The 22,375-nt window shown below is 63.7% G+C and carries 17 protein-coding genes and 1 pseudogene; 1 reads left to right on the forward strand and 17 read right to left on the reverse strand.

Annotated elements, in window-relative coordinates; translation table 11 throughout:
- Positions 1-38 precede the first annotated feature (38 nt).
- Positions 39-1,286: a CynX/NimT family MFS transporter gene (locus O9K64_RS19510; protein ID WP_275099782.1), complete on the reverse strand. Its 1,248-nt coding sequence runs from the start codon at positions 1,284-1,286 to the stop codon at positions 39-41.
- 39 nt (positions 1,287-1,325) lie between these two features.
- Between O9K64_RS19510 and O9K64_RS19515 the strand changes: the two are divergent.
- A pseudogene (locus O9K64_RS19515) lies at positions 1,326-2,645 on the forward strand (IS1380 family transposase); the annotation flags it as partial.
- Positions 2,646-3,033: 388 nt separating this feature from the next.
- Here the strand turns inward: O9K64_RS19515 and O9K64_RS19520 are convergent.
- From O9K64_RS19520 to O9K64_RS19595, 16 genes are all read right to left on the reverse strand, one after another.
- The gene (locus tag O9K64_RS19520; protein WP_275099783.1) at positions 3,034-3,342 is read right to left on the reverse strand and encodes a DUF86 domain-containing protein; all 309 of its coding nucleotides are present in this window, start codon (positions 3,340-3,342) and stop codon (positions 3,034-3,036) included.
- Positions 3,343-3,364: 22 nt separating this feature from the next.
- Complete coding sequence (locus O9K64_RS19525; RefSeq protein ID WP_275099784.1) at positions 3,365-3,667, reverse strand: nucleotidyltransferase family protein; 303 nt, start codon at positions 3,665-3,667, stop codon at positions 3,365-3,367.
- 149 nt (positions 3,668-3,816) lie between these two features.
- A complete protein-coding gene (locus tag O9K64_RS19530; protein WP_275099785.1) occupies positions 3,817-5,883 on the reverse strand; it encodes a CoA-binding protein in 2,067 nt (688 codons plus the stop codon).
- 427 nt (positions 5,884-6,310) lie between these two features.
- On the reverse strand, positions 6,311-7,516 hold the full coding sequence (gene pcaF, locus O9K64_RS19535; RefSeq protein WP_275099786.1) for a 3-oxoadipyl-CoA thiolase: 1,206 nt from the start codon (positions 7,514-7,516) through the stop codon (positions 6,311-6,313).
- Between the two features lie 428 nt (positions 7,517-7,944).
- Complete coding sequence (locus O9K64_RS19540; protein WP_260295286.1) at positions 7,945-8,838, reverse strand: helix-turn-helix transcriptional regulator; 894 nt, start codon at positions 8,836-8,838, stop codon at positions 7,945-7,947.
- A 254-nt stretch (positions 8,839-9,092) separates the two neighbouring features.
- The gene (locus O9K64_RS19545) at positions 9,093-11,417 is read right to left on the reverse strand and encodes an aldehyde ferredoxin oxidoreductase C-terminal domain-containing protein (protein WP_275099787.1); all 2,325 of its coding nucleotides are present in this window, start codon (positions 11,415-11,417) and stop codon (positions 9,093-9,095) included.
- A gap of 213 nt (positions 11,418-11,630) precedes the next feature.
- On the reverse strand, positions 11,631-11,837 hold the full coding sequence (locus O9K64_RS19550) for a hypothetical protein (RefSeq protein ID WP_275099788.1): 207 nt from the start codon (positions 11,835-11,837) through the stop codon (positions 11,631-11,633).
- 10 nt (positions 11,838-11,847) lie between these two features.
- Positions 11,848-13,158 carry a phenylacetate--CoA ligase family protein gene (locus O9K64_RS19555; protein ID WP_275099789.1) on the reverse strand — a complete coding sequence of 437 codons (1,311 nt, stop codon included), beginning with the start codon at positions 13,156-13,158 and terminating at the stop codon, positions 11,848-11,850.
- A 195-nt stretch (positions 13,159-13,353) separates the two neighbouring features.
- Complete coding sequence (gene padI / locus O9K64_RS19560; protein WP_275099790.1) at positions 13,354-14,682, reverse strand: NADH-dependent phenylglyoxylate dehydrogenase subunit beta; 1,329 nt, start codon at positions 14,680-14,682, stop codon at positions 13,354-13,356.
- A gap of 15 nt (positions 14,683-14,697) precedes the next feature.
- Positions 14,698-15,951, reverse strand: a complete 1,254-nt coding sequence (padH, locus tag O9K64_RS19565) for an NADH-dependent phenylglyoxylate dehydrogenase subunit epsilon (protein WP_275099791.1) — start codon at positions 15,949-15,951, stop codon at positions 14,698-14,700.
- Between the two features lie 10 nt (positions 15,952-15,961).
- Complete coding sequence (gene padG, locus O9K64_RS19570) at positions 15,962-17,200, reverse strand: NADH-dependent phenylglyoxylate dehydrogenase subunit alpha (RefSeq protein WP_275099792.1); 1,239 nt, start codon at positions 17,198-17,200, stop codon at positions 15,962-15,964.
- Positions 17,200-17,493 carry an NADH-dependent phenylglyoxylate dehydrogenase subunit delta gene (gene padF, locus O9K64_RS19575; protein ID WP_275099794.1) on the reverse strand — a complete coding sequence of 98 codons (294 nt, stop codon included), beginning with the start codon at positions 17,491-17,493 and terminating at the stop codon, positions 17,200-17,202. The genes padG and padF overlap by 1 nt, the downstream gene beginning before the upstream one ends.
- Positions 17,490-18,089 (reverse strand): NADH-dependent phenylglyoxylate dehydrogenase subunit gamma, encoded by a 600-nt coding sequence (gene padE, locus O9K64_RS19580; RefSeq protein WP_275099795.1) that lies wholly within the window; start codon positions 18,087-18,089, stop codon positions 17,490-17,492. The genes padF and padE overlap by 4 nt, the downstream gene beginning before the upstream one ends.
- A complete protein-coding gene (locus tag O9K64_RS19585; protein WP_275099796.1) occupies positions 18,086-18,985 on the reverse strand; it encodes a hypothetical protein in 900 nt (299 codons plus the stop codon). The genes padE and O9K64_RS19585 overlap by 4 nt, the downstream gene beginning before the upstream one ends.
- The gene (locus O9K64_RS19590) at positions 18,982-19,635 is read right to left on the reverse strand and encodes a 4Fe-4S dicluster domain-containing protein (RefSeq protein WP_275099797.1); all 654 of its coding nucleotides are present in this window, start codon (positions 19,633-19,635) and stop codon (positions 18,982-18,984) included. The genes O9K64_RS19585 and O9K64_RS19590 overlap by 4 nt, the downstream gene beginning before the upstream one ends.
- A complete protein-coding gene (locus O9K64_RS19595; protein ID WP_275099798.1) occupies positions 19,632-22,370 on the reverse strand; it encodes a molybdopterin-dependent oxidoreductase in 2,739 nt (912 codons plus the stop codon). The genes O9K64_RS19590 and O9K64_RS19595 overlap by 4 nt, the downstream gene beginning before the upstream one ends.
- Positions 22,371-22,375: the final 5 nt, after the last annotated feature.

The following is a 22,375-nucleotide window of genomic DNA, read 5'->3' on the forward strand; positions in this document are numbered from 1 at the left end:
TGGAACAACGGGTCCAATCCGATCTTCAGGGCGCTGACTCAGCTGTCGGGCTCCGCCCCAGTCGAACCCGCCCGGCGGCGGCCGGTCGGTTCGCTGATCCCCAGGTGACGGAACAGCAGCGCCATGACGATGATACCGCCGGCGCTGACCAGCATGAGCCAGCGTGTCTCCTGCCAGCTCCCCGTATAGGTGGCGAGGGCCGCCAGGGCCGGCGGTCCCAATAGCTGACCGATGTGCGACCCTTGAACCATCATACCGTTCACGGTGCCGATCTGCCCGCGGGTGGGGGCGACGGCGGGGGCGCCGGAGAGTGCCGCGCCGGGTGTCATGCCGCCGAAGAAAGAGAAGGCCAGGCACAACAGAAACCGGGTCGCATCGGCGAAGCCGTCGTTGAACAGCCCCAGGGCGGTGAGGCCGAGGCCGGCGCCGGAGATCATCAGGGCGGACCAGCGCGACACCCCCCAGCGCAACAACCAGCCGACCGCCAGGTTGCCGGGGATATTGGCGGCCACCACCAGCGCGGTCAGCAGACCGGTCATCTCCAGGGACAGGCCGCGCTCCTCCACCATGTAGCTGGGCAGCCAGGCCATTAGTGAGATCCACTGTAACGTGTAGAAGCCGAAGCCGACGCTCAGCAGCCAGGCTCCCGGCGCGCGCAGGGTGAGCTGGATATTCTCCAGCAGGCCATGTTCGGGTGGGGCGGCCGCCTTGCCCGCTTGGCTGCCGTCGCCCTCTTTCCACCAGATCAGGAACAGCCAGGCCAGGGTGAGGAGCGAGGTCAATACCCAGAGGACCCGCCACCCCAGGGCGGAAACCAGCAGCGGGGTGAATACCATGGCGAGGGCCATGCCCGCCGGCATGTAGGTGGTCCAGATGCCGAGCGCGAGCTGCAGATCCTTGGGCGCTGTGGCTCGCATGATCAGCACCGGAGCCGAGACCGCCACGGCGATGAACCCGAACCCCTCGATGACGCGGCTGAGCAACAGCACCTCGCCGGAACCGGCCAGGCCGCCGATCAGGCTGCCCAGGCTTAGGGTGCCCAGTCCGAGCATGGCCAACCGCCTGGCCCCGAGACGATCGGCGAAGGTGCCCGCGGCGATGCCAAGCGCCGTGCCCGTCAGGCTGAACACGGACATGATCCAGCCGCCAACGATCAGGCTGATGGGTATCTGTGAGCGGATCTCCGGCAAAGCGCTCGGTGCCTTGCCGTAATGGGCCGCTGCAATAATGCCGGCCACCAGTGCAATGGTGACGGCGCCCCAGTTGGTCCTCGATGGAAGCTCCATGGGCCCTCGGTATTCAGTTCAGAGTCGGCCGGCTATCTTACCCGCACGGTCGGTTTATTTCACCGGCGTTTTTCGCTTATTGGTCAGGCCGTCAAGCGCTACACAAATTTCACGCGTGAGGTTGATGCACAAATTCTTCTTCGGCACGGCATAAAGCATTCCGATGTGCTGAAGAGCTATCTCGCCATACTGTGCCTTGGTAAAAACGACTTTGAAGCCATCAATACGATTGAAAGTGAATTCTATTTCATGAGTGCCATGGATATCGGCGATATCCCGTCCGAAGCCACCCTGCGCCAGCGCATGGACAATCATGCCGAGGCGTTCTTGCCCATCGTCGAAAAGGCGAGTCGGGATTTCCTGATCCATATTCAGCCAACGCTGGAGCCCTTGAAAACGGGCCACATTCCGCTGGATGCCGATGTCACACCCATGGATAACAGCGGCAGCCACAAGGAGGGGGTATCGAGAACCTACAAAGGTTGCGATGGTTACGCCCCGATGCCGGTTTACCTGGGGCAAGAGGGTTATTGCCTGGAATTTGAGTTGCGCGCAGGCAAGCAACATTGCCAGAGGGACACACCGGCCCTGCTGGACAGGGCATTGCTCCACGCCCGTCAAATCACTGATCAACCCCTGCTGCTCAGACTCGACGGCGGCAATGACTCGATTGAAAATATTGACCTGGTTCTTGAACACAATCAGGCATTCACCGACAGAATACCCGTGGACTTCCTGATCAAGTGGAACCCCCGAAAGGAAAGCAAGGACGACTGGCTTGCCTATGCCGAGCAGCATGGAACCTGGGAAACGCTGCGTGACGGAAAACGTGTTGCCGTATTCAGTGTCGACCATCAACGGCAATGGAAAGGCTATGAGTACAGGGTGCGGCGTGTGATGCGCCTGGTTGAGCGAACCATCGACAGGAAAGGGCAACTGCTGTTGACGCCAGAGATTGAATTGGAAGGCTGGTGGACCAGTTTATCCATTGATGAACCAGAAGTGATACAACTCTACGCCGATCACGGTACCTCGGAGCAGTTTCATAGCGAATTCAAGACAGACCTTGATATCGAGCGCCTGCCATCGGGAAAATTCGCCACCAATGCACTGGTATTGGGTGCCAGCATGCTGGCCTACAATATTTTGCGCTGGGTGGGTCAGAACGGCTTGCTGGGTCCCAACTCGCCAAAGCGAAACAAAGCGAAAAGACGGCGGATTAAAACAGTGATGCAGGAACTGATGTATGTGGCGGCGCGCATTGTAAGAACATCGCGTTCGATCAAGCTGTCGTTTGGAAAAGGCTGTCGCTCGCTGCATGCCTTCAGCGCCGTCTACAAAGCGCTGGCGTACGGCTAACGAAACGGGTACTTCCCTGTTGTTTGTTAATGTCGGATGGGATCGGTGTCAGTCGAATAAGGTAAGCCATTATCATTTTCAGTTAACCGTGAAAAAAACAGACTGAAAATGGCGCTATCCGATACAAAACACGGGTGGTTTTGCTGAGTTCGTCTGAAATGGTATTTGTGGAGCGAGTGCGCTCGTGAAGCTACGGATTCAGGTTTACCTCAGTTAAGTGAATTATGCTTAACTGGGTTGTACAAATCTATTAGACCACCTCAGAGTGGGTCCATATATGCACCGTTTACGGACCTGAGGATGGAATCCACTCATTTGTTGAATCCCCTGGACCCCGGCCTCCGCCGGGGTGACGACAATTTTAATTTCGTGCGTTTCTGGATGGACACTACTTAGCTGAGTTCAAAACCTTGGTAAGCAGTGATCCCAAAGCGGGCAGTTCACCGGTGACAGTGCTCCAGACCACGTCTTTGTCGATATCGAAGTAACCATGGATCAGGCGGTTTCTCATGGCTGTGGCGGCTCGCCAGGGGATTTCAGGATATCGAGCGCGTGTTTCAGGGGATACCCTATTTGCCGCCTCGCCAAGTATCTCGATGGCGCGAATCACTGCAAATAGCAGCATGCGGTTTTGGTCGAGATCGGGGCGTTCCCGGTTCTTCATAAACCCGATTGCGGTTTCGGTTGCTTCCAGCATGTGCTGTAGCCGAACACGATCTTCAGGCGGCATATTGAACTTCTGCGGTGGACAAGATGCTCTCGCGGAACAGGTGACTCAGTTCGTTTGGAGTGCGGAGATCCACTTTTATTCCTTTCATCAGCTCTGACAGTTCCGCTTCCATCTCCGCAAGAGCGAGTAGGCCAGGTGTGTTGCCCGGCTCAAACTCGACCAGCAGATCTATATCGCTTTGCGGTGTCGCGGTCCCCTTGAGTGTGGAGCCGAACAGGGAGAGGCGCTGAATGCCGTGGGTGCGGCAAAAGTCGGCCAGTTCGGTCTGTTTGATGGGAAGCCGGGTTGGCATGGCGCTATGCTCGTTTCTGTTTAAATCACCTATAGCAGGGATTGTAGAAAGAAACAGGATTGAAATCCATTCGGCTGGAGAGTGCAGACGAAATGGAAGGGAGGTGTCGGAGTCAGCTTGCGGGCTGACTCCGACACCTGGGTTACCCATCAACCAAAGCGCCGCTTGATCTCCTCCGCCCGCAACCGCGCCCGGGTATAGCTGGACAGCGCCTTGACGCCGGCGCCGCAGGAGCGGAACACGCAGACGCCCCGGTCCTTCATGGCGGCCACCAGGGGTTCATAGAGTTCACCGCCGTCGACAATGCCGATCAGCGGCTTGTCCAGTGCCGCCACCAGCTTCGGCATCTGGTGGGCGATGCTCTCCGCGTCGCTGATGTCGTAGCCGGGGCGCAGCTTGTTGTCCACCAGGGTGCGCATCACCGGGGACATGGGGTCCAGTCCCACCACCACGGCGTCGATGTTGGGATCGTTGGCCATCGCCTCCGCACACTGCAGGTGCGCCTCGTCGTCGGCGCCGGGGTTGATGTCCATCGGGTTCCTGATCTCCATCAGGGCGCCCAGCCGTTTGGCCTTGAGGATCTCGGCGATGCGCGCCTCGGTCTGCGGTGAAAGCGCGGCCACCTCCAGCGAAAATTCATCCACAGCGATATTGTCGGCCATGCCCACCGCCTCGAATCCGGCGCCGCTGACGGCGCCGAGCCGGTTGCCGCCGACGGTTTTGCCGTGTAGGCAGTCGGCGATATAAAACAGGTCGTTGAACTGGTCGAAGTCATCGCAGACGATGCCGCCGGCCTGGCTGATGACCGCCTCCAGGAGGGCAAAGTCGCCGGCAATGGAGGCGGTGTGCCCGAGGGTGGCGTTGCCGCCGGCCGCGGAGCGACCGGCCTTGTAGAGCACCACCTGCTTGCCCATGAGCACTGCCTTGCGCACCCCCTGGGCGAAGTGCAGACCGTCCAGGTCGCGGAACCCCTCGGCGTAGACGCCGATGGTGTCGATACCGTCCAGCCCGGCGAAGTAGTTGACCATGTCGCCGTGGGTGAGGTCGTTCTGGTTGCCCAGGGCGGTCATGTAGGCGGGATCGAGCCAGGGATTGTGGCTCAGACGGGTGATCATGAAGGCGCCGCTCTGGCTGATCAGGGCCGAGTTGCGCTCGGCCTTGCGCTGCCCCTGGGGCAGGCGGTTCTTGGGGATGAACCAGGTGTCGTACTGGCCCGGGTGGGAGACGATGCCGAGGCAGTTGCCGCCGAGGAATACCGGGCCGCCGGTATCGCTGCGGTGGGCTTCGTCGATGCGCTTCATCATCGCCGCCGCCTGCCCGCGGCTGGCGGCGGTCTCCCCCAAGCCGCCGGGGATCAGCATTACCGCCTCGGCGGCGTCGCTGGCGATCAACTCGGCCACCAGATCGAACACCGCGTCGGCGGCGATGGCCACCACGAACAGGTCCAGCTTGTGCTCCAGGCTGGCGAGGTTGTCGGCGCACTTGACGCCGTCGATTTCGTCTTCGTTGGGGCGGATGATGGTGATCTGCGAGGCCGGGTAGCCGCTGGCCAGGATGTTTTTGAGGATGATGCGGCCGAAGTTCATCTTGCTGCCGGAGACGCCGATGATGCCGATCGATTTCGGGTGCAGCATCTTGCCGATCCTGGTGGCCGGGCGCGGTGCCAGCACCGCGACGGGGCGGCTGAATTCGCAGACGCCCTCGCTGAACGTGATCCGCCCGTTGTGGAAGCTGAACGGGTTGAGTTCCAGGCGATCAAGTACGAACGGGGCCTCCGGGTTGCCGGGCGCGTAGTGCCGTCCCAGGCGGATGAAGGCATCGAAGCAGTCGATCAGGGCCTGGTCGCTGACGCTGCCATGCAACTGACGCCAGGCGATGGTGGCCTTGAAGGCGGCCAGCAGATCCTCGCCGTTGGTCAGCTCGGCGGCAGCGCGGACGCCGCCCTGGCCCTTGCGCAGGGCGCCGGCCAGCAACTCGCCGTTCTCGCCACCCAGCCCGGCACTGATCACCATGCCGAATTCGCGGGTGTTGGTCAGGGAGAGGGCCAGTTCGAGGCCACTCGCCTGTTCACCGCGCTGTTTGCTGCCAAGGGGCAGGCCGGCCATCTCCAGGAGTTGTCGCAGCTCGGCGTCGTTCAGGGACTGGCGGCCATCGCCGGCGCGGGTCTGCAGCAGGGCGGTGATGCCGTCCAGGTCGGGTGTGTGGTGGTTGCTCATAGTGTTGTTCTCTGTGCTGAATGAGTGGTTAGTCTGTTTTGCGTCCGCGGTGCCCCGCCTGGAAATTGGCTCCGGGCAGGCACAGGGGCCTGCCTATTGGCGGGTCCGTGCGGAGGGGTCGGAGTCAAGCCACCAACGAGTGGTGGGAAATACGTCCTGGCCGCTTTATGGTGGATGCGCCTACCGGCTTATCCACCCTACGTCCTGCATTCGAGGCTGATCGTAGTCAAGCCGCCAACGAGTGGCGGGATATATGCCCTGTCCTGCGCGGCTTGACTCCGACCCCTGGTTGTTTATCCTCGCCTGCAGGAGCGGCCTGGCCGCTTTATGGTGGATGCGCCTACCGGCTTATCCACCCTACATCCTGCATTCGAGGCTGATGGTAGGGTGGATAAGCCCGAAGGGCGCATCCACCGCATGGCGCTAATCAAACCCGCTCGATCACCACTGCGATGCCCTGGCCGACGCCGATACACATGGTGCAGAGGGCGTAGCGGCCGCCGCTGCGCCGCAGCTGGTAGCTGGCGGTGGTGAGCAGGCGCGCGCCGCTCATGCCGAGCGGATGCCCCAGGGCGATGGCGCCGCCGTTGGGGTTGATGCGCTCGTCGTCATCCGCCAGCCCCAGGTGGCGGGTCACCGCCAGGGCCTGGGCGGCGAACGCCTCGTTGAGTTCGATCAGGTCCATCTGGTCAAGACCCAGCCCGAGCCGTGCCAACAGCTTCTCGCTGGCGGGCGCCGGGCCGAAGCCCATGGTGCGGGGTGGCACGCCGGCGGTGGCCATGCCGAGGATACGGGCGCGTGGGGTCAACCCCTGCTGGCGGGCCGCCTCTTCGGAGGCGATCAGCAGGGCGCAGGCGCCGTCGTTGACCCCGGAGGCGTTGCCGGCGGTGACGCTGCCCTCGGGGCGGACGATGGGGCGCAGTTTGGCCAGCTGCTCGATTTGGGTCTGGGGGCGGGCGTGCTCATCCCGGTCGAACGGGATCGGGTCGCCCGTGCGCTGGGGCAGGTTGACCGGGACGATCTCCTCGGCCAGCCGGCCCGCCTCCTGGGCGGCCCCGGTCAGTAGCTGGGAGCGCAGGGCGAAGGCGTCCTGGTCCGCGCGGCTGATGCCGAACTCCACGGCCAGGTTCTCGGCGGTCTCCGGCATCGAGTCGACGCCGTACAGCGCCTTCATGCGCGGATTGATGAAGCGCCAGCCGATGGTGGTGTCGAAGATCTCCGCCTGGCGCGAGAAGGCGCTCTCCGCCTTGCCCATGACGAACGGGGCGCGGGACATGGACTCCACCCCGCCGGCGATCATCAGCTGCGCCTCGCCGCTCTTGATGGCGCGGGCGGCGCTGCCGACGGCATCCATGCCGGAGCCGCACAGCCGGTTCAGGGTGGCGCCGGGCACGGCGTCGGGCAGACCGGCCAGCAGGGCGGTCATGCGCGCCACGTTGCGGTTGTCCTCACCGGCCTGGTTGGCGCAGCCGTAGATCAGGTCGTCCAGCCGGTACCAGTCGACATCGGGATTGCGTTCCATCAGCGCCCGCACCGGCAGGGCGGCCAGGTCGTCGCTGCGCAGGCTGGCCAGGCTGCCGCCGTAGCGGCCGATCGGGGTACGGATGGCGTCGCAGATAAAGGCTTCGGGCATGGTGGTGATCCTTTCCTATTGTTGAAATGGCGTTAATCGTTCGTTGTTTCGGGACCGCGAAGCACGCAAAGTACGCCAAGAGATACGATGGCGTGCCTATATTTTCATCCTCGGCTCCGTTGTCGGTACATCCCTGTACCGCTCCTCCTGAACCGCTCCTCCGGTCCAACCCGGCAGGGGATCGATCGGAGCATACAAAACGGCTTTTTACTTCGCGTTCTTTGCGTGCTTCGCGCGGTTGAATCACGGACTACAGGGCCGCAATGATGGGATGCACGGGCTCTTCCCATGGGTAGCGGCTCAGCGGCGAAAACAGCTCGCGCCGGAGGCGCTCCTACCGGCTCGGCTTGGAGATAGAAGTTTACTGTGGGGAAAAGGTAGGGGATGGCCGGCAGGGCCGGCCAAACTTCAAAGCGAACGCGATCCGGTCAGCCGCCCTGCAGATAGGGCGCGCACTGCTTGATCAGCACTTCGAGACTCTGCTCGATAGTCTGGCCCGAGGTCAGGATCTCGAAATTGGCCAGGCGGTAATCCGCTTCACGTTCGTCCAGTATCAGTTTCAGGTCATCCATCGCCTGCTGGTTGCCGGCCATGGGACGCATGTCACCCTGCTCGATGACACGGTTCATGTGATCCTCCGGCAAGGCGCGCACCCAGACGGTGTAGAAGTTCTCGCGCAGCACCCGGAAGGTCTCCGCCTCGGAGATCAGACTGCCGCCGGTCTCCAGCACCACGTGCCGGTAGTCGGTGATGGTCTGCTGCAGCGCCTGCAGCTCCAGCCGGCGGTAGTTGCCCTGGCCGGTGAGGGAGATCAGCTCGCCCATGTCCATCCCCGCCAGTTGCGCGATCACGTTCTGCATGCGAATGAACGGCACCTGAAAATGCTTCGCCAGCCGCTCACCGAGGGTGCTCTTGCCACCGCCGCGCAGCCCGATCAGGGCGATGCCACGATAGGCCCCCTGGCCCGGCGAAAAGGCGTTGCGCAACAGCTGGAACGCCTTCTCCTGTGCCTCGGGCGTGAAGGTTTCGATCAATTCGCCCAGCGGCGGGTACTTGATGCAGCTCTCCTCCTGCTCCGGCAGCAGCGAGCCGATCCGCACCCCGAGGGCCTTGGCGATCCGCGACAACAGGGCCAGTGAGACGTTGGCGGTGCCACGCTCCAGCTGGGCCAGGTAACGCTCTGAGACGTCTGAATGAAAGGCGAGGTTTTTGCGCGTCAGACCACGCCGTGAGCGTACCGAGCGTACCCGCGCCCCGACCACTTCGGTCAGCTCCTCAATGCTTACCTCTTCCCCCGCGGGGGAGTTGACGATCTCAGTCATGCGTCACGTTCCTATTGGTCTCCTCTCCTGCCTGATATTAACATGATACTGATATTTGTACCTTTTCCACACGCGCTTTCTCTCTCTCTTAGGGCCCGCGCAAGAATAATTCCGTAGTACCGAGGGCGTTCCTGGGCCACGCTGGCAAGGCACGCTTTGCAGGCAATGGCTGTTCCCTTGGCAAAAAGCGTAACGCTGCCAGCGGGGTCCAGGGGCGACCGAATACAGGAACTTATTCTTGCGCGGGTCCTTAGCTACCCTCCCGCCAACATCGGCACCAGGCTCACCTGGTCGCCATTGTGCAGGGCCAGCCCCTGTTCCGAGGCGACCACCAGTTGATCGTTAATGGAAATGCCGAACGAGCTGTCCTGCAGCGCCTCGGCCGCCTGCGGCAGGCTGCTGATCAGGCGTTGTCTCAGCTCCTGGATATTCCTCACCGGCCGGTTGATGACCAGGCTGTGGCGTTTCACCCCGGGCAGCTCCGGCAGTTGCACCTTCAGGCTGTAGCCGGTCAGCACCTGGGAGAGCCGCTCCCACCAGTCGCTGCTGGGCAGGCCGTCCGGTTCAAACCCGGAGATCTCGTAGAAGCGCAATTTCAGCTCCGCGAACGCCTGCGGATCGATCTTCTCGCCGCTGAACGGGCCGGCGCTGTTGGGCTCCTCGAACCAGCGCCGGGGCAGGGTGTCGTCGACGTCGCCGAGGCCGCGGATGGCATTGATCATGCGCTCCACGGCGATCACGTTGCGGCCGCTGTTGAGCAGGTCGTCGCTGCTCATGTCGATCCCGGTCAGCAGCTTGAGCTGCTCGGCAAACTCCTCGGTCCCGGTGAGTGACGGGGAGTTGAACAGCTTGGTGGTGAAGCGGCACATGCCCACCGAGTCGCCGACCGCAAAGGTGTCCTCGCAGCGACGTACCGCGTACTCCTTGCCGCCGTACTGATTGGGTTCGGCCGACACCTGGCCGCCATACAGGGCGGTCTTGAACTCGGCGTCGTCGTTGATGCGGGCATTGATCTCCAGGGTCACCCGGTTGCGCAGGTGGTCCATGCCGCGGGTGGCCACCGCCAGGCCCAGGGCGAACGCCTTGAGGATGCGGCTGTCGTGGGGGTCTGACTGGAACAGCCCCTTTACCGTCATGCGGTAGTCCAGTGCCTCCTTCGGATATTTGCCGGTGGCCACCGCCTGGCTGGAGTCGGCCACCACGTCACCGAAGCCTTCGCGTTTGGCCAGCATGAACAGCAGTTTCTCCACCGCCTCATAGTTGCCCCAGCTCAGCTCCAGGCCGCCGGTGGTCTTCTGGTCGATAATGCCGCGCTGATACAGTTCCATGGCCCAGCCGATGGCGCCGCCGGTGCCGGCGGAGTCGAGCCCCAGGTCGTTGAGGATGTTGTTCAGGCGCAGTACCTGCTCCGGTTCTTTTATGCCGATGTTGGGGCCGAACTTGCCGACGGTGACATACTCCGGGCCGTCGCCCTTGTCGTAGCGGTCGAACACGTCATTGCCCTTGATGCCCCGATAGCCGGCGTGATGTTCATGCTGTACCTCGGCCTGGGCGGTGTCGTAGCTGGCATTGCCGGTAACACCTTTCAATGCATTGGCGCCGAAGCCGCCGGTGGCCCCGGGGGTCATGTCGTTGAGTGGCCGGCACTTCACCGGGCACTTGTAGCAGCCATCCATGCCGGTGCGGTAGACATCGAAGTTGTCGGCGTCCAGATCCTCGACCCAGGTGTTCTCCTGGTTGTTCTTGGTGCCGATGGCGCCGAGGATACGGCTCGGTTTGTACAGGAACGGGGTGCCGACGGTCTTCAGGGCATTGTGGATCACGCTGGTGCCGATCACCTTGTTGCTGATCTCCTTGGCGCCCAGCTTGAACTCCCGGGAGGAGACGATCTTGCCCGGCGCGCCGTCGATCATGATCGCCTTCAGTCCCAGCGAGCCCATCTTGGCACCGGCGCCACCGCGTGCCCAGATCGCCTTGATGCCGCCCATGATGCCGGAGCTGAGCACCTGGTTTTCTCCGGCACTGGTGATGCGCGCCAGTGCCATGTCCTTGCGTTCGGTACGTTCGAAATCGCGCTGAATGGCCTCGGTGATATCCAGGTTATCCATTCCCAGGTAGGGGGTGGCGTCCAGAAACTGTATCTCTTCGAAAGAGATCTTCAGCAGCGTCCATTGGGGGTTGCGTCCATACAGCACCAGGTGGTCATAACCGTGGTGACGCATGAAGGCGGGGAAGTAGTCGCCGGCATTGCTGTCGAGGATGGCGTCGCTCTCCGGGGAGAGGCTGGTGACGTTGCCGCGAGTGGCGGAGGCCATGTAGCCGGTAAAGACCCCGCTGCCGAAAATAAGCGGGACTTCGGGATCGAGTGGTTCCACGTTGTCGCCGGAGAGCAGGTTGTAGAGCAGGAACATGTTGCCGCCGCGACCGCTGAGGAAGGTGGTCAGCACCTCCTTCGGCAGGTAGGCCTTGCGCTGGCTGCGGCGCTCCAGATCCACAAACAGGACGGCGCCCTGGGTGGGATACTGGGGGGCATCCGGCATGCGTTCCAGCAGGGCGTCGATACGGTCTCTGATGCTCATAGTGGTTCCTTTTGTCCGGCAGGCGGGTGTCAGCTCCGACACCGCCTGCTCCGATATGATCTTTCCGGATGGATTCGCTGCGCTTGTCCACCCTACCTGTTTTTTGTCCTGCACCGGCCGCCGCTGTCGTCGCAGGCGGGTCGGGCGTAGCCAGACATCCCCTGTCTGTCACGCCCATTCCCTGTGTTGCTCCCTTTGCCGGAAGCCCTGTAATTACTTCTGTTCGAACAGATTGCAGCCGAATTCGCCGCGGGTCTGGATCTCGGCATATTCGTCATCGCTGCGCACCAGCGCGCGTAACGGGTTGGCGCGCATCTGATCAAACAGCTCGCAGAGGCCGAAGCCATCCTGTTCGCGTTCATTGCGCAAGACGACATTCTGCTCGAAGCGCCAGTGACTGCAGTCGTTGCAAAAGCCCACGCTATGCTCCTCACTTCTTGCGCAGATCGCGCACCCGCACCGCCTTGCCCTGGGAACGCGGCACCGCGCCGGTCTCCAGCACATTGACCGTGCAGGTGACGCCGATCAACGATTTGATGTGGTGTTTCACCTCGGCGCCGAGCGCCTGTTTGTCGCCGCCGAAATCGGGCTCTGCCTCGATGTCCACGGTCAGGGTGTCGAGTATGCCCTCGCGCCGGATCACCAGCTGGTAGTGGGGGGCGACGCCGTTGATGCCCACCAGCACCGACTCGATCTGCGACGGATAGACGTTGACGCCGCGGATGATCATCATGTCGTCGTTGCGCCCGGTGACCCGCAGGATGCGCACGTGGGAGCGGCCGCAGGCGCACGGCTCATCGGTCAGCTGGGTGATGTCGTGGGTGCGGTAGCGGATGATCGGCAGCGCCTCCTTGGTCAGGGTGGTGATCACCAGTTCGCCCGCCTCGCCATAGGGCAGCGGCTGCAGGGTGTCGGGATCGATGATCTCGAACAGGAAGTGATCCTCCCAGCCGTGCAGGCCATTCTGCTCGGTGCATTCACAGGCCACGCCCGGCCCCATGATCTCGGACAGGCCGTAGATATCCATCGCCTTGATGCCGAGCTGTTTCTCCAGCTCGCCGCGGATCTCGTCGCTCCAGGGTTCGGCACCGAACACGCCGACGCGTAGCGGGCCGGCCGCCAGGTCCACCCCTTCATTTCTTGCTACCTCGGCGATGTTGAGGGCGTAGGAGGGGGTGGAGAGCAGCACGTGGGAGCCGAAGTCGTTCATCACCGCGATCTGCTTCTCGGTGTTGCCGCCGGACATGGGGGTGACGGTGCACTTCAGCCGCTCGGCGCCATAGTGGGCACCCAGCCCGCCGGTGAACAGGCCGTAGCCGTAGGCGTTGTGCACGATGTCGCCGGGGCGGGCGCCGGCGCAGGAGAGGCTGCGCGCCATCAGGTCGGCCCAGTTGTTGATGTCGCCCTCGGTGTAGCCGACCACGGTCGGCTTGCCGGTGGTGCCGGAGGAGGCGTGCAGTCGCGAGACCTGCTCCCGGGGCACGGCGAACATGTTGAACGGGTAGGCGTCGCGCAGATCGTTCTTCACCGTGAAGGGAAACTTGGCCAGATCCTCCAGGCGCTCCAGGTTGTGCGGTTTTACCCCCTGGGCATCGAATGCCGCCCGGTAGTGCGGCACGTTGTCATAGGCGTGTTGCAGGCGCGTCTTCAGACGTTGCAACTGCAGTTGCAAAAGTTGCCCGCGTGGCATGCACTCGGCTTCGGCATCATAATAGTAATTCTCGGCACCAGTATTCGACATGGTGTCACACTCCTCTATATTTGTTTTCATCATCAAACGCGCAAAAGGGCTCTGGCTTTAATGGCTTTCACGATGCTCGTCATTCCGGCGCAGGCCGGAATCCAGGAATGCTGCCACCATTCAGCAGTCTGGATCCCGGCCTGCGCCGGGATGACGGTGCTTCTTGGCTTAACTAAGTACCATTCGGCTCCGCCCCTATTGACCCGCATAGCGTTTCAGGGTCCTTACCCGCTCATTGACCTGCTGCTGGATGCAAGCCAGCTGCTCCGCGTTGACGTGGCGGTACTTGCCACTCAGGTTCAGGTAGGCCTCTACCGGCAGGGGGTTATCGATGGGGTGGGTGAAGTGCAGGTCACCGCCCCGTTCATACTCCCACAAGGGAGCAAAGTTGGTCTCCACGCCCTTGCGGCACACCTCGATAGTCTGCGACGAGGGGAAGCGCCAACCGGTGGGGCAGGGCGAGTAGATGTGCAGATAGGCAAAGCCGCGCTCGGAGGCGGCCAGCGCCTTGTCCAGTTTCTCGTAGTAGTCCTCGACAAATGCAGTGGAGGCGGTGGCCACATACTCGCAGTTGTGGTTCATCATGATCATGGCCAGATTCTTCTGGCTGGTACGCTTGCCTTTCATTTCGCTGCCGACCGGCGTGGTGGTGGTCCAGGAGCCGTAGGAAGTGCTGCCGGACGCCTGCATGCCGGTGTTCATGTAGCCTTCGTTGTCGACACAGATAAACAGGATCTGGTCATTGCGTTCCGCCGCGCCGGAGAGCGACTGGAAGCCGACATCACCGGCCCCACCGTCGCCGGCCAACGCCATGGCGGTGACGTTGCGGCCCATGCGGTTGTACTGTTTCTTCAGTCCGGCCAGCATCGAGGCGGTGTTGGTCAGCAGCGGGTGGAACACCGGCACCTTGGTGCCGGTGGTGCCGTTGAAACCGACCGAGCCCATGCCGGGGATACAGCCGGGCGGGGTGGCCAGCACCGTGTCCGGTCCCACCTTGCGCAGCGAGTGACGCATGATCATCTCCGAGTTGCAGCCCTGGCAGGCGGAGAGCCCGGGCACGAACAGATCCTCGCGTTCGTGTTGCTCGTTGAAGATGCCGGCCGAGGTGATGTAACTGAGGGCCCCGCTCGGGCACGCCTTGACACAGGCCGGGTCGCCGTCGCACAGGTCGCACTTGGCGACATGCTTCAGTGTCGCATTGTAGGTGATGCCGCCATAGCTGCAGCCGACGGTACAGAGCAGGCAGTCGACGCAGAGGCTTTTCTCCCAGTCGATCAGGCCGGTATCCGGGTTTTTGGTCAGCGCGGTGGAAGGACAGCTCTTGACGCACTCCGGGTCGCCGCACTGGCGGCACAGCGCCAGTTCCGGAGGGTTACCGTTGAAGCCGGCGACGATCTTGATGCGCGAGTACAGCGGGTCGTCGCTGCCCGACTTGACCTGGGCGCAGGCGGTGATGCAGGCATCACAGTCATTGCACAGCTCGCAGCGTGACGGATCGAAGGCGATGGTGTTGTAGGCGGTCATTAATCTGTTCTCCCGTTATCGCCAGGTGCTGGACATGAGGGCGCGGCCGGTCTCCAGCGGCCGGGCGATAAAGGCGTCTTTTACCGGGGTGAGATCGACCTTGCGCAGGATCAGCTGCCACATGATGCCGGCATCCATCTCCTGGTTGATACTGGAAATACCCTGCAGCCGGTTCTCCTTGAGCAGGATCTTCAGATAGCGGCCGTGGTCCTCATCCACCCGGGTCAGCTCTTCCAGTGATGCGTCGGCCAGACTCTGGCCGACCGAGATCGCCTGCTGGCCGAAGAAGGTATAGGTATTGATCGGCACGCCGCCGATATAGGGTTTCAGGGCGTGGTCTTCGGTCATGTCCATGGCGGCCACGGCGCCCTGGGTGACCGCATCCGGCAGGATGCCCATCATCACCTTCTCCTCGCCGTAGAAATCGGCGGCCTGGGCGACGTCGCCGGCGGCCCAGATATGCGGCGCGTCGGTGCGCATCCGGCGGTCCACCAGGATGCCCTGGTCCACCTGCACCGAGGTGCCTTTGAGGTAATCCAGTTGCGGTTTCACGCCGGTGGCGACCAGCAAGAGATCAGCCTCCAGGCTGTCGCCGTTCTCCAGGGTGATCCGGCAGCCGTCGCCCAACGGCTCCACCCGCACCACCCGGCTGCCCATCAGCATACGAATGCCGTTGGCGTTGAAGGCGTGCTCGATCACCGCCGCGGCGCGCGCATCGAAATAGCCCGGCAGTACCTGGTCGCACATCTCCACGATGGTGACATCCAGTCCGGCATGACGCAGGTTCTCGGCGCCGTGCATACCGATCAGGCCGGCGCCAAGCACCACGGCGCGCTTCACCTTGCCGGCGTGGTCGCGCAGGTCGATGGCGTGCTGCATGGTGCGCAGCACATGGTACGGGGTCTCGCTGAGTCCGGGGATCGGCGGGATGATCGGATCGGCCCCGGTGGCCAGCAGCAGTTTTGCATACTGCCAGCGGTCGCCCGACTTGAGCGTGACCTGTTTGCCGGTCTCGTCGATCGACACCAGTTCGTTGTCGCTGATCAGGGTGACATTGTGCTGTAGGAAATAGTCCGCCGGACGCAGCACCACCCGCTCCGGAGCGCTCTGCCCCGACACCACGTAGGGCAGGATGGTGGGCGAGTAGGGCGCATGGGCATCGCGGGTCACCAGGGTGATGGGGGAGGTCTCATCCACCAGGCGGATGCGGTGCACCGCTTCCAGGCCGGCATGGCTGGCGCCGGCGACGAGATAGTGGGTCGTGTTCATCGGGCGCTCCTCAATCATGCTCGTTCAGCCATACCGGACTGTCGAATTCGTCACCGGCCAGCAGCTGCGCGGTGCGCTCGATGGCGCGGGCAAAGTGACCCTCGGTGAGATCGGCGCCGGCCAGGCCGCCGATGAAGGAGCCGGCGGCAATCGGCTGGCCGGCGCGGTAGAGACAGCTCAACACCTCCTGGTAGAGGGGGCCGCAGTCCCAGCCGTAGTGCACCGAGCGATCCACCACGCCGACCGCCCGGACCTTTTTCAGCGCCCGGGTCATGGCGGCCACGGGGAACGGGCGGAAGGTCTTGATCTTGATCAGACCGACCTTCTGGCCCCGCTCGCGAGCGCTGTCCACCGCATCCTTGGCGGCGCCGGTCATGGAACCGATGGTGACCAGGGCGTAGTCGGCGTCGTCCAGCCGGTACTCCTCCACCAGCGGCGCGTAGTCGCGGCCGAAGATTTCGGCCCAGTCGGCATGTGCCTGCTCGATCACGCCGAGGGCGTTTTGCATGCCCTGGCACAGCCCCTTGCGGTAGGCGACGAACTTGGCCGGTCCGGGACCGCCGGCGCCGCCGGTGAGCGGATCCACCGCCATCGGCCGCAGCGGGTCGAGGGCCACGTGCCAGTTGATGTTCTTCTCTCCCAGGTAGTCGTCCACTGCCGACTGCTCCGGCACCTCCACCTGGGTGACGCCGTAGGAGAGGTAGTTGCCGTCGTGGCAGATGTTCACCGGCAGCATCACGTCGTGGTGCTCGGCGATGCGGTAGGCCATCACGGTGGTGTCCAGCACCTCCTGCACGGTCTCGCAATAGATCTGGATCCAGCCGGTCTCCTTCATGGTCATGGCGTCCTGCTGGCCGCCCCAGACGCACTGCGGGGTGATGCCGTCGCGGGTCACCAGCGAGGCGACGATGGGCAGGCGCATGCCGGGCGTGCGCCAGTAGGGTTCGAACATGAAGGCGAGGCCGGGACCGCAGGTGGCGGTGTAGGTGCGGCCGCCCGCCAGGGCGGCGCCGTGCAGCGCGGAGAGCACGCTGTGCTCGCCCTCCACGTTCATCAGTTCCGCCTCGATCTTGCCGTCGGCGATGAACTGGGAGACGTACTCCACCAGCGAGGACTGGGGGGTGATCGGATAGACCGCCACCACATCGGGACGGGCCAGGGCCACCGCCCAGGCGGCCGCCTCGTTGCCGTCGCAGACGATGGACTGGGCGCAGCCGGGGTGTTTCAGCTTCAGCGCGGGCGTGGCCATTATTTGACCTCCTCGATCATCTGGATGGCGTTGTGCGGGCACTCGACGGCACAGATGCCGCAGCCCTTGCAGGTGTCGTAGTTGATGTCGAACCAGGCCGGCTTCTCAACGATGCACTGCACCGGGCAGAAGATCCAGCAGACGGCGCACTTGACGCACTTGGCGCGGTCCACCACCGGCCGCTCGGCGCGCCAGTCGCCCGGCAGCATGCCGTTTTCGATGATGGCGACCGGGCAGAGGTCGTCCGGCACCTGGCTCATGTCCGGCCTTGGATGGGCTCTCATCTTGCTCATACCCAGGTATCTCCCTGCCGCTGTTTGACGATCGATTCGTTGAAGCCGCGCTCCACCGCGATCAGGTTCTGCTCCAGGCCGGCGTCACGGAAGTTGGCCGACTCCAGGCCGGCGCGCAACCCGTCCAGGGTGACGATGCCGGTGGCCTTGGCGAAGGCGCCGAGCATGATGGTGTTGGTGATGGGACGCCGGAACACCTCCATGCCGATGGCGATGGCATCGCACAGCACCACCCGGGTGACGGCCGCCGGGCAGCTGAGGGACTCGGCCGAGTTGCGCGTGGCCTGGATCAGGGTGCTGTCGGGCTGTACCCCGGCAAAGATATCCACCGCCTTGGGGATGCTCGGATCGATACAGATGATGTAATCGGGGGCGTAGATATTGGTCACCGCGCGGATCGGCCGGTTGGAATAGCGCATGAAGGCGGCCACCGGTGCGCCGCGCCGTTCGAAGCCGAACGAGGGGATGGCGGTGACGTGTTGTCCGCTCAACACCAGGGCCTTGGCGAGGATCTTGGAGGCGAGCACCGCGCCCTGGCCACCGCGCCCGTGCAGACGCACCTCGTGGGTGATTTTCTGTTCTACAGCCGTGGTCATTGTGGCAATCTCCAGCCGGGTTTCAACCCGGGGCCGGGCTTGCCGCCGCCGCGCGCCGGGGTGTGTGAAATGGCATAGCCCTGGGAGTAGGCGGCGTGCAGGATGATCTGATACTTGCAGAACCAGCCGCACAGCACCATGAAGAATCCGGCCGCCGCCGCCAGCGGCAGCTGATAGGCGGGGTAACTCTTGCCCAGGAACAGCAACACGATCGGCGCGGCGACGCCGAGCAGGGCGATCACGCTATGCGCCCTGTCCAGTACCTGCAGGGTCGCCTCCGGGGCGTTGTTGGCCAATGAATAGCGGTAATTGATCCAGGCCGCCCCGCGCAGGAACACCAGGGCCAGGGCCAGGATCCAGCCGTAACCGCTGAACAGGGCCGCCACGTTGCCCTGCACCAGGCCGGCGAAGATCAGCACGATACCCATACCCTCGGTCAGTCCGGTGCTGACGATGAGCGGGTTGATGGCGTCGGTACGCCAGGCCGGGATCCCCTTGGCCATGTGCAGGATACGCGCCTGGGCGTAGAGAAACAGGGCCGCCGCCACGGCGGCCATGATCAGCAAGGGGATCGACAGGGCGGTGGATTCGCTGAGGAAGGCGAGCACGCCGAGTGGCAGCAGCACGGTGGCCACCAGGCCCTCGCGGGTCATCCAGGAGCGGCGCGGGTTGCGGAACACGTTCATGGAGCGCAGCGGCCGGCCGATCTCCAGCCACACCAGGCCCAGGCCGGTGGCGACCAGGGCGCTGGCCAGCAGGGCGTAGCCACTGGCGTGCAGTCCGATGAGCGTCAGCAGGGCGGCCATGATCATCAGGCCGGAGCCGCTGCCGCCGCAGATGAAGTTACCGGCGGCGCGCCAGTCCCAGCGTTTCTGTAGGGTTGGAGCCAGCATCATTTACGCTCCCACAGGTAATAGAAGCCGGAGCCGGTCTCCAGCTCCGCATGCATCTGGAAGTATTCATGGGTCCGCAGCAGTTTGGATACGTTGCTGTCGGGATCTTCGATATCGCCAAAGGTCAGGGCGTCGGCGATACAGCTGTTGGCGCAGGCCGGGGTGGCGTCCGGGTCGATGCCCGGGATCAGGCCGTTGGCGGTGCCGTAGTCGATGCGCTCGACACAGAAGGTGCACTTCTGGGCCACCGCGCGACGCTCGCTGTGCGGTACCTTCTGCTCATGCTTCATCTGGCCGAACGCCTTGCCGTAGGCCTTGTTGGGGATATCCACCCGATCCCGTGCCTGGTAGGGGCAGGCCTGGATACAGTAGGCGCAGCCGATGCAGCGGTCGTAGTCGATGGCGACGATGCCGTCGGGCCGTTTGTAGGTGGCCTGGGTCGGGCAGGCGTCGGCGCAGGGCGCATCCAGGCAGTGGTTGCAGCCCACCGGGATGAAGGCGCGGCGCACATTGGGGTAGGTGCCCACCTCGAAATCCAGCACCTTGCGCCACTGCACCCCGGGCGCGGTGGCATTGGTCTGCTTGCAGGCCGCGGTGCAGGTCTGGCAACCGACGCAGCGGTTGATGTCGGCGACCATCACATAACGGGTCATTTCCTGGTCTCTCCAATCTTCTTGACCTTGACCCTGGCCAGGTCCGCGCCGGAGCCGCTGGAGTCGGTCAGATCGAGCAGCATCGGCACCAGGGCGTTCATGCTGGGTACGTCGAACTCCTTGGCGAACGGGGTGGCCCAGTGGTCGAACTGGCCCATCAGCATCAGGGTATCGGGACGGATGCCCTCACGGGTGACCAGGATGCCGCGGGTGGCGCTGAGCGGGGAGGTGATCTCCACCCGGTCGCCGTCCTTGAGCCCCAGCTTGTGGGCCTGGCCGGTGTTCATCACCAGGCCGCCGTGGGTGCCGATGTTCTTCGACACCTCGCGGATCAACTGGATCGAGACGTTGCCGCCCCAGGCGTACTGCATGCTGCGCGAGGTGACCAGCCAGAACGGGTAGTCGCTGATATTGATGCCGAAGTTGCGCTCCAGCGCGCCCTCCCAGATCGCCTGGAAGTCCATCATCTCGGGCAGCGCCGCATACTCCTCCAGCTGTTCGTCCCACCAGCTGATGCCGCGCTCGTGCAGGCGCCGGCCGAGCTGGACGCCGACCCGCTTCAGGGTCTCCTGGTAGGGCAGTTCGTAACGCACCCCCTCGTCCTCCATCTTGGCGGTCAGATACCACTTGATGCGCGGGAAGCCGGTGAGGCGGTAGCCCTTCTCCTTGTAGTAGTCGAGGCCCTGGCTCTCCTTGCCGCCGGTGAGCTCGGCGCTGGCCGCCCTGCAGTTGGCCTCCCAGATGGTCTCCACGTCATGGGCCTGGTCCACGTCCAGGCTGAAGTCGTAATAGTCGGTCTTCAGGGCGACGCCGGCGGCGCCGCGGTTGAGCGCCTTGTTGTACTTCTCCAGCACGCCGCAGCGTTTCGCCAGTTCGGTGCTGATCCAGGTGAAGTCGCGGGTGTCGCCCAGCGGTTCGGTGACCGGCTGGCGCAGGGCGAAACCCTGGTGGTCCCAGAACTGTTCGATGAATTTGGTACCGCCGATGCGGATCAGCTGCAGCCCTTCCAGGTCGGTGCGGTCCGGCAGCAGGATGTCGGCCATGTGGTTGGTCTCGTCGCGGGTATAGGCGAAACAGACCGTGAACGGAAACGTGGCGATGGTCCGGGTGATCTGCTCGGTGTCCCAGAAGGAGACCGCCGGATTGGTGCGATAGACGAACCAGAGCGCCGGCTTGGTCGCCTGCGGCCAGTGCTCCGGCCCCTTCTCCTGCTGCATCCAGGCCAGATGGGTGGGGCCCAGGGCCTGGCTCCAGGCGGAGTTGCCCACCAGCGGCACCAGGGTGCGGTTGGCGTTGCGCACATCCGGGGTGGCCAGCCAGTTCTCCTTGTCGGTGGGATTCATCGGGTAGGCGAGGAAACCGTCCTCGGAGAGCTTGACGCTGTCGTTGCGGTCGGAGGCGGGCCGGTTGATGCGCACCGTGGTGCCGATGGTGCCGCCCGGCACCTCCAGGGCGCCCACCAGCACCGCCAGCATGGTGCGGGCCCAGCAGCACTGGTAGCCGCCCCAGCCGTTGTTGACCGTCTTGCCCAGGGTGACGGCGACCGGGCGCAGCGGCATGGTGCGGCCGTCGACCTCGATGGTCTCGCCGACGCGGGCGTGGTCCAGGTACTCCAGGGCGATGCGGCGGATGATCTTGTGGTCCACGTCGCAGACCCGTCCCGCCCACAGCGGGGTAAACGGCTTCATGTATTCGACCAGTTTCTCGAACGCGGTGGTGACCTTGATATCGCGGTGCTCCCAGCGGTCGTCATCGGCGCCCAGCTCGATGCCGCTGAGGATGTACTGCCCCTCCAGCGCCGGTTCGGTGCCGGGGGTGTCGAAGGGCACCGCCTGCGTGCTTTTCAGGTCGTAGATCAGCGGCTTTTGCGTCTCCGGGTCGCGCAGGTAGTAGCCGTTGGGCGCCACCAGGTACGGTGAGCCGGTACGGTCGCGCAGGAACACCTTGTCCAGCCGCTCGCGCTGCTCGTGCAGCAGCACGTGGATCAGGGCGAACATAAAGGCCGGGTCGGTCTTCGGCTTGATCGGTACCCACTCGGCGGAGGCGGCGCCGGTCTGGGAGAGGTGGGGCTCTACCTGAATCCGCTTCACCCCCCGGGCGCGGGCATCGGCGTGGCGTTTGACCCCGCAGACGCCGCCGGAGGCCTCGATGTTCATGCCGAAGGAGATGATGTAGTCGCACTTCGGGGTGTCCGGGGCGACGATGAAGGCGCGGTGCCAGAGTTCGCCGTAGAGATGCTCCGAGTGGTAGCACTTGACCCCCTGGCCGCTGCCGAAACCCATGTCGATCGGGGTGAGGGTGCTGAGGAACGCGGGGAAGGTGCCCATGTAGTAGGTGGGGGTGCCGCCGCCACCGAAGCTGGCGGCGATCTTGGGATAGCCCGCCTCGTCGGTCTTGCCCTCGGCCTGGATCTGCTTCACCTTGTCGGCGATGGTGTCCAGCGCCTCGTCCCAGCTGATGGGGACAAACTTCGGGTCCTGGTCGCGCCCCTTGTTCGGATTGGTCCGCTTCATCGGGGTGAGGATGCGATGGGGATTGTAGACCTTCTGAATCAGCCCGAACGCCTTGACGCACACCTTGCCGCCGGCCGGGGTCACGGCCGCCGCGTCGAAGTTGGGTTGCACCTCGGTGGCGATACCGTCTTCCACCCGCACGTTGAGCAGGTCCGGCCCCGCCACGCACTGGTAGCAGTAGGTTGGTATCTTGGTCTTGCCGGTGGGTGATTCAGTGGTCATGCCTG

This window comes from Sedimenticola hydrogenitrophicus (assembly GCF_029017505.1).
Taxonomy (GTDB): domain Bacteria; phylum Pseudomonadota; class Gammaproteobacteria; order Chromatiales; family Chromatiaceae; genus Sedimenticola; species Sedimenticola hydrogenitrophicus_A.

Coding starts and splice junctions, on each gene's coding strand:
- padF (WP_275099794.1), bottom strand. CDS start 17,493: ATGAGCAAGATGAGAGCCCATCCAAGGCCGGACATGAGCCAGGTGCCG.
- padG (WP_275099792.1), bottom strand. CDS start 17,200: ATGGCCACGCCCGCGCTGAAGCTGAAACACCCCGGCTGCGCCCAGTCC.
- padH (WP_275099791.1), bottom strand. CDS start 15,951: ATGAACACGACCCACTATCTCGTCGCCGGCGCCAGCCATGCCGGCCTG.
- O9K64_RS19525 (WP_275099784.1), bottom strand. CDS start 3,667: ATGCCAACCCGGCTTCCCATCAAACAGACCGAACTGGCCGACTTTTGC.
- O9K64_RS19530 (WP_275099785.1), bottom strand. CDS start 5,883: ATGAGCAACCACCACACACCCGACCTGGACGGCATCACCGCCCTGCTG.
- padI (WP_275099790.1), bottom strand. CDS start 14,682: ATGACCGCCTACAACACCATCGCCTTCGATCCGTCACGCTGCGAGCTG.
- O9K64_RS19555 (WP_275099789.1), bottom strand. CDS start 13,158: ATGTCGAATACTGGTGCCGAGAATTACTATTATGATGCCGAAGCCGAG.
- O9K64_RS19595 (WP_275099798.1), bottom strand. CDS start 22,370: ATGACCACTGAATCACCCACCGGCAAGACCAAGATACCAACCTACTGC.
- O9K64_RS19545 (WP_275099787.1), bottom strand. CDS start 11,417: ATGAGCATCAGAGACCGTATCGACGCCCTGCTGGAACGCATGCCGGAT.
- O9K64_RS19520 (WP_275099783.1), bottom strand. CDS start 3,342: ATGCTGGAAGCAACCGAAACCGCAATCGGGTTTATGAAGAACCGGGAA.
- O9K64_RS19590 (WP_275099797.1), bottom strand. CDS start 19,635: ATGACCCGTTATGTGATGGTCGCCGACATCAACCGCTGCGTCGGTTGC.
- O9K64_RS19585 (WP_275099796.1), bottom strand. CDS start 18,985: ATGATGCTGGCTCCAACCCTACAGAAACGCTGGGACTGGCGCGCCGCC.
- pcaF (WP_275099786.1), bottom strand. CDS start 7,516: ATGCCCGAAGCCTTTATCTGCGACGCCATCCGTACCCCGATCGGCCGC.
- O9K64_RS19510 (WP_275099782.1), bottom strand. CDS start 1,286: ATGGAGCTTCCATCGAGGACCAACTGGGGCGCCGTCACCATTGCACTG.
- padE (WP_275099795.1), bottom strand. CDS start 18,089: ATGACCACGGCTGTAGAACAGAAAATCACCCACGAGGTGCGTCTGCAC.
- O9K64_RS19540 (WP_260295286.1), bottom strand. CDS start 8,838: ATGACTGAGATCGTCAACTCCCCCGCGGGGGAAGAGGTAAGCATTGAG.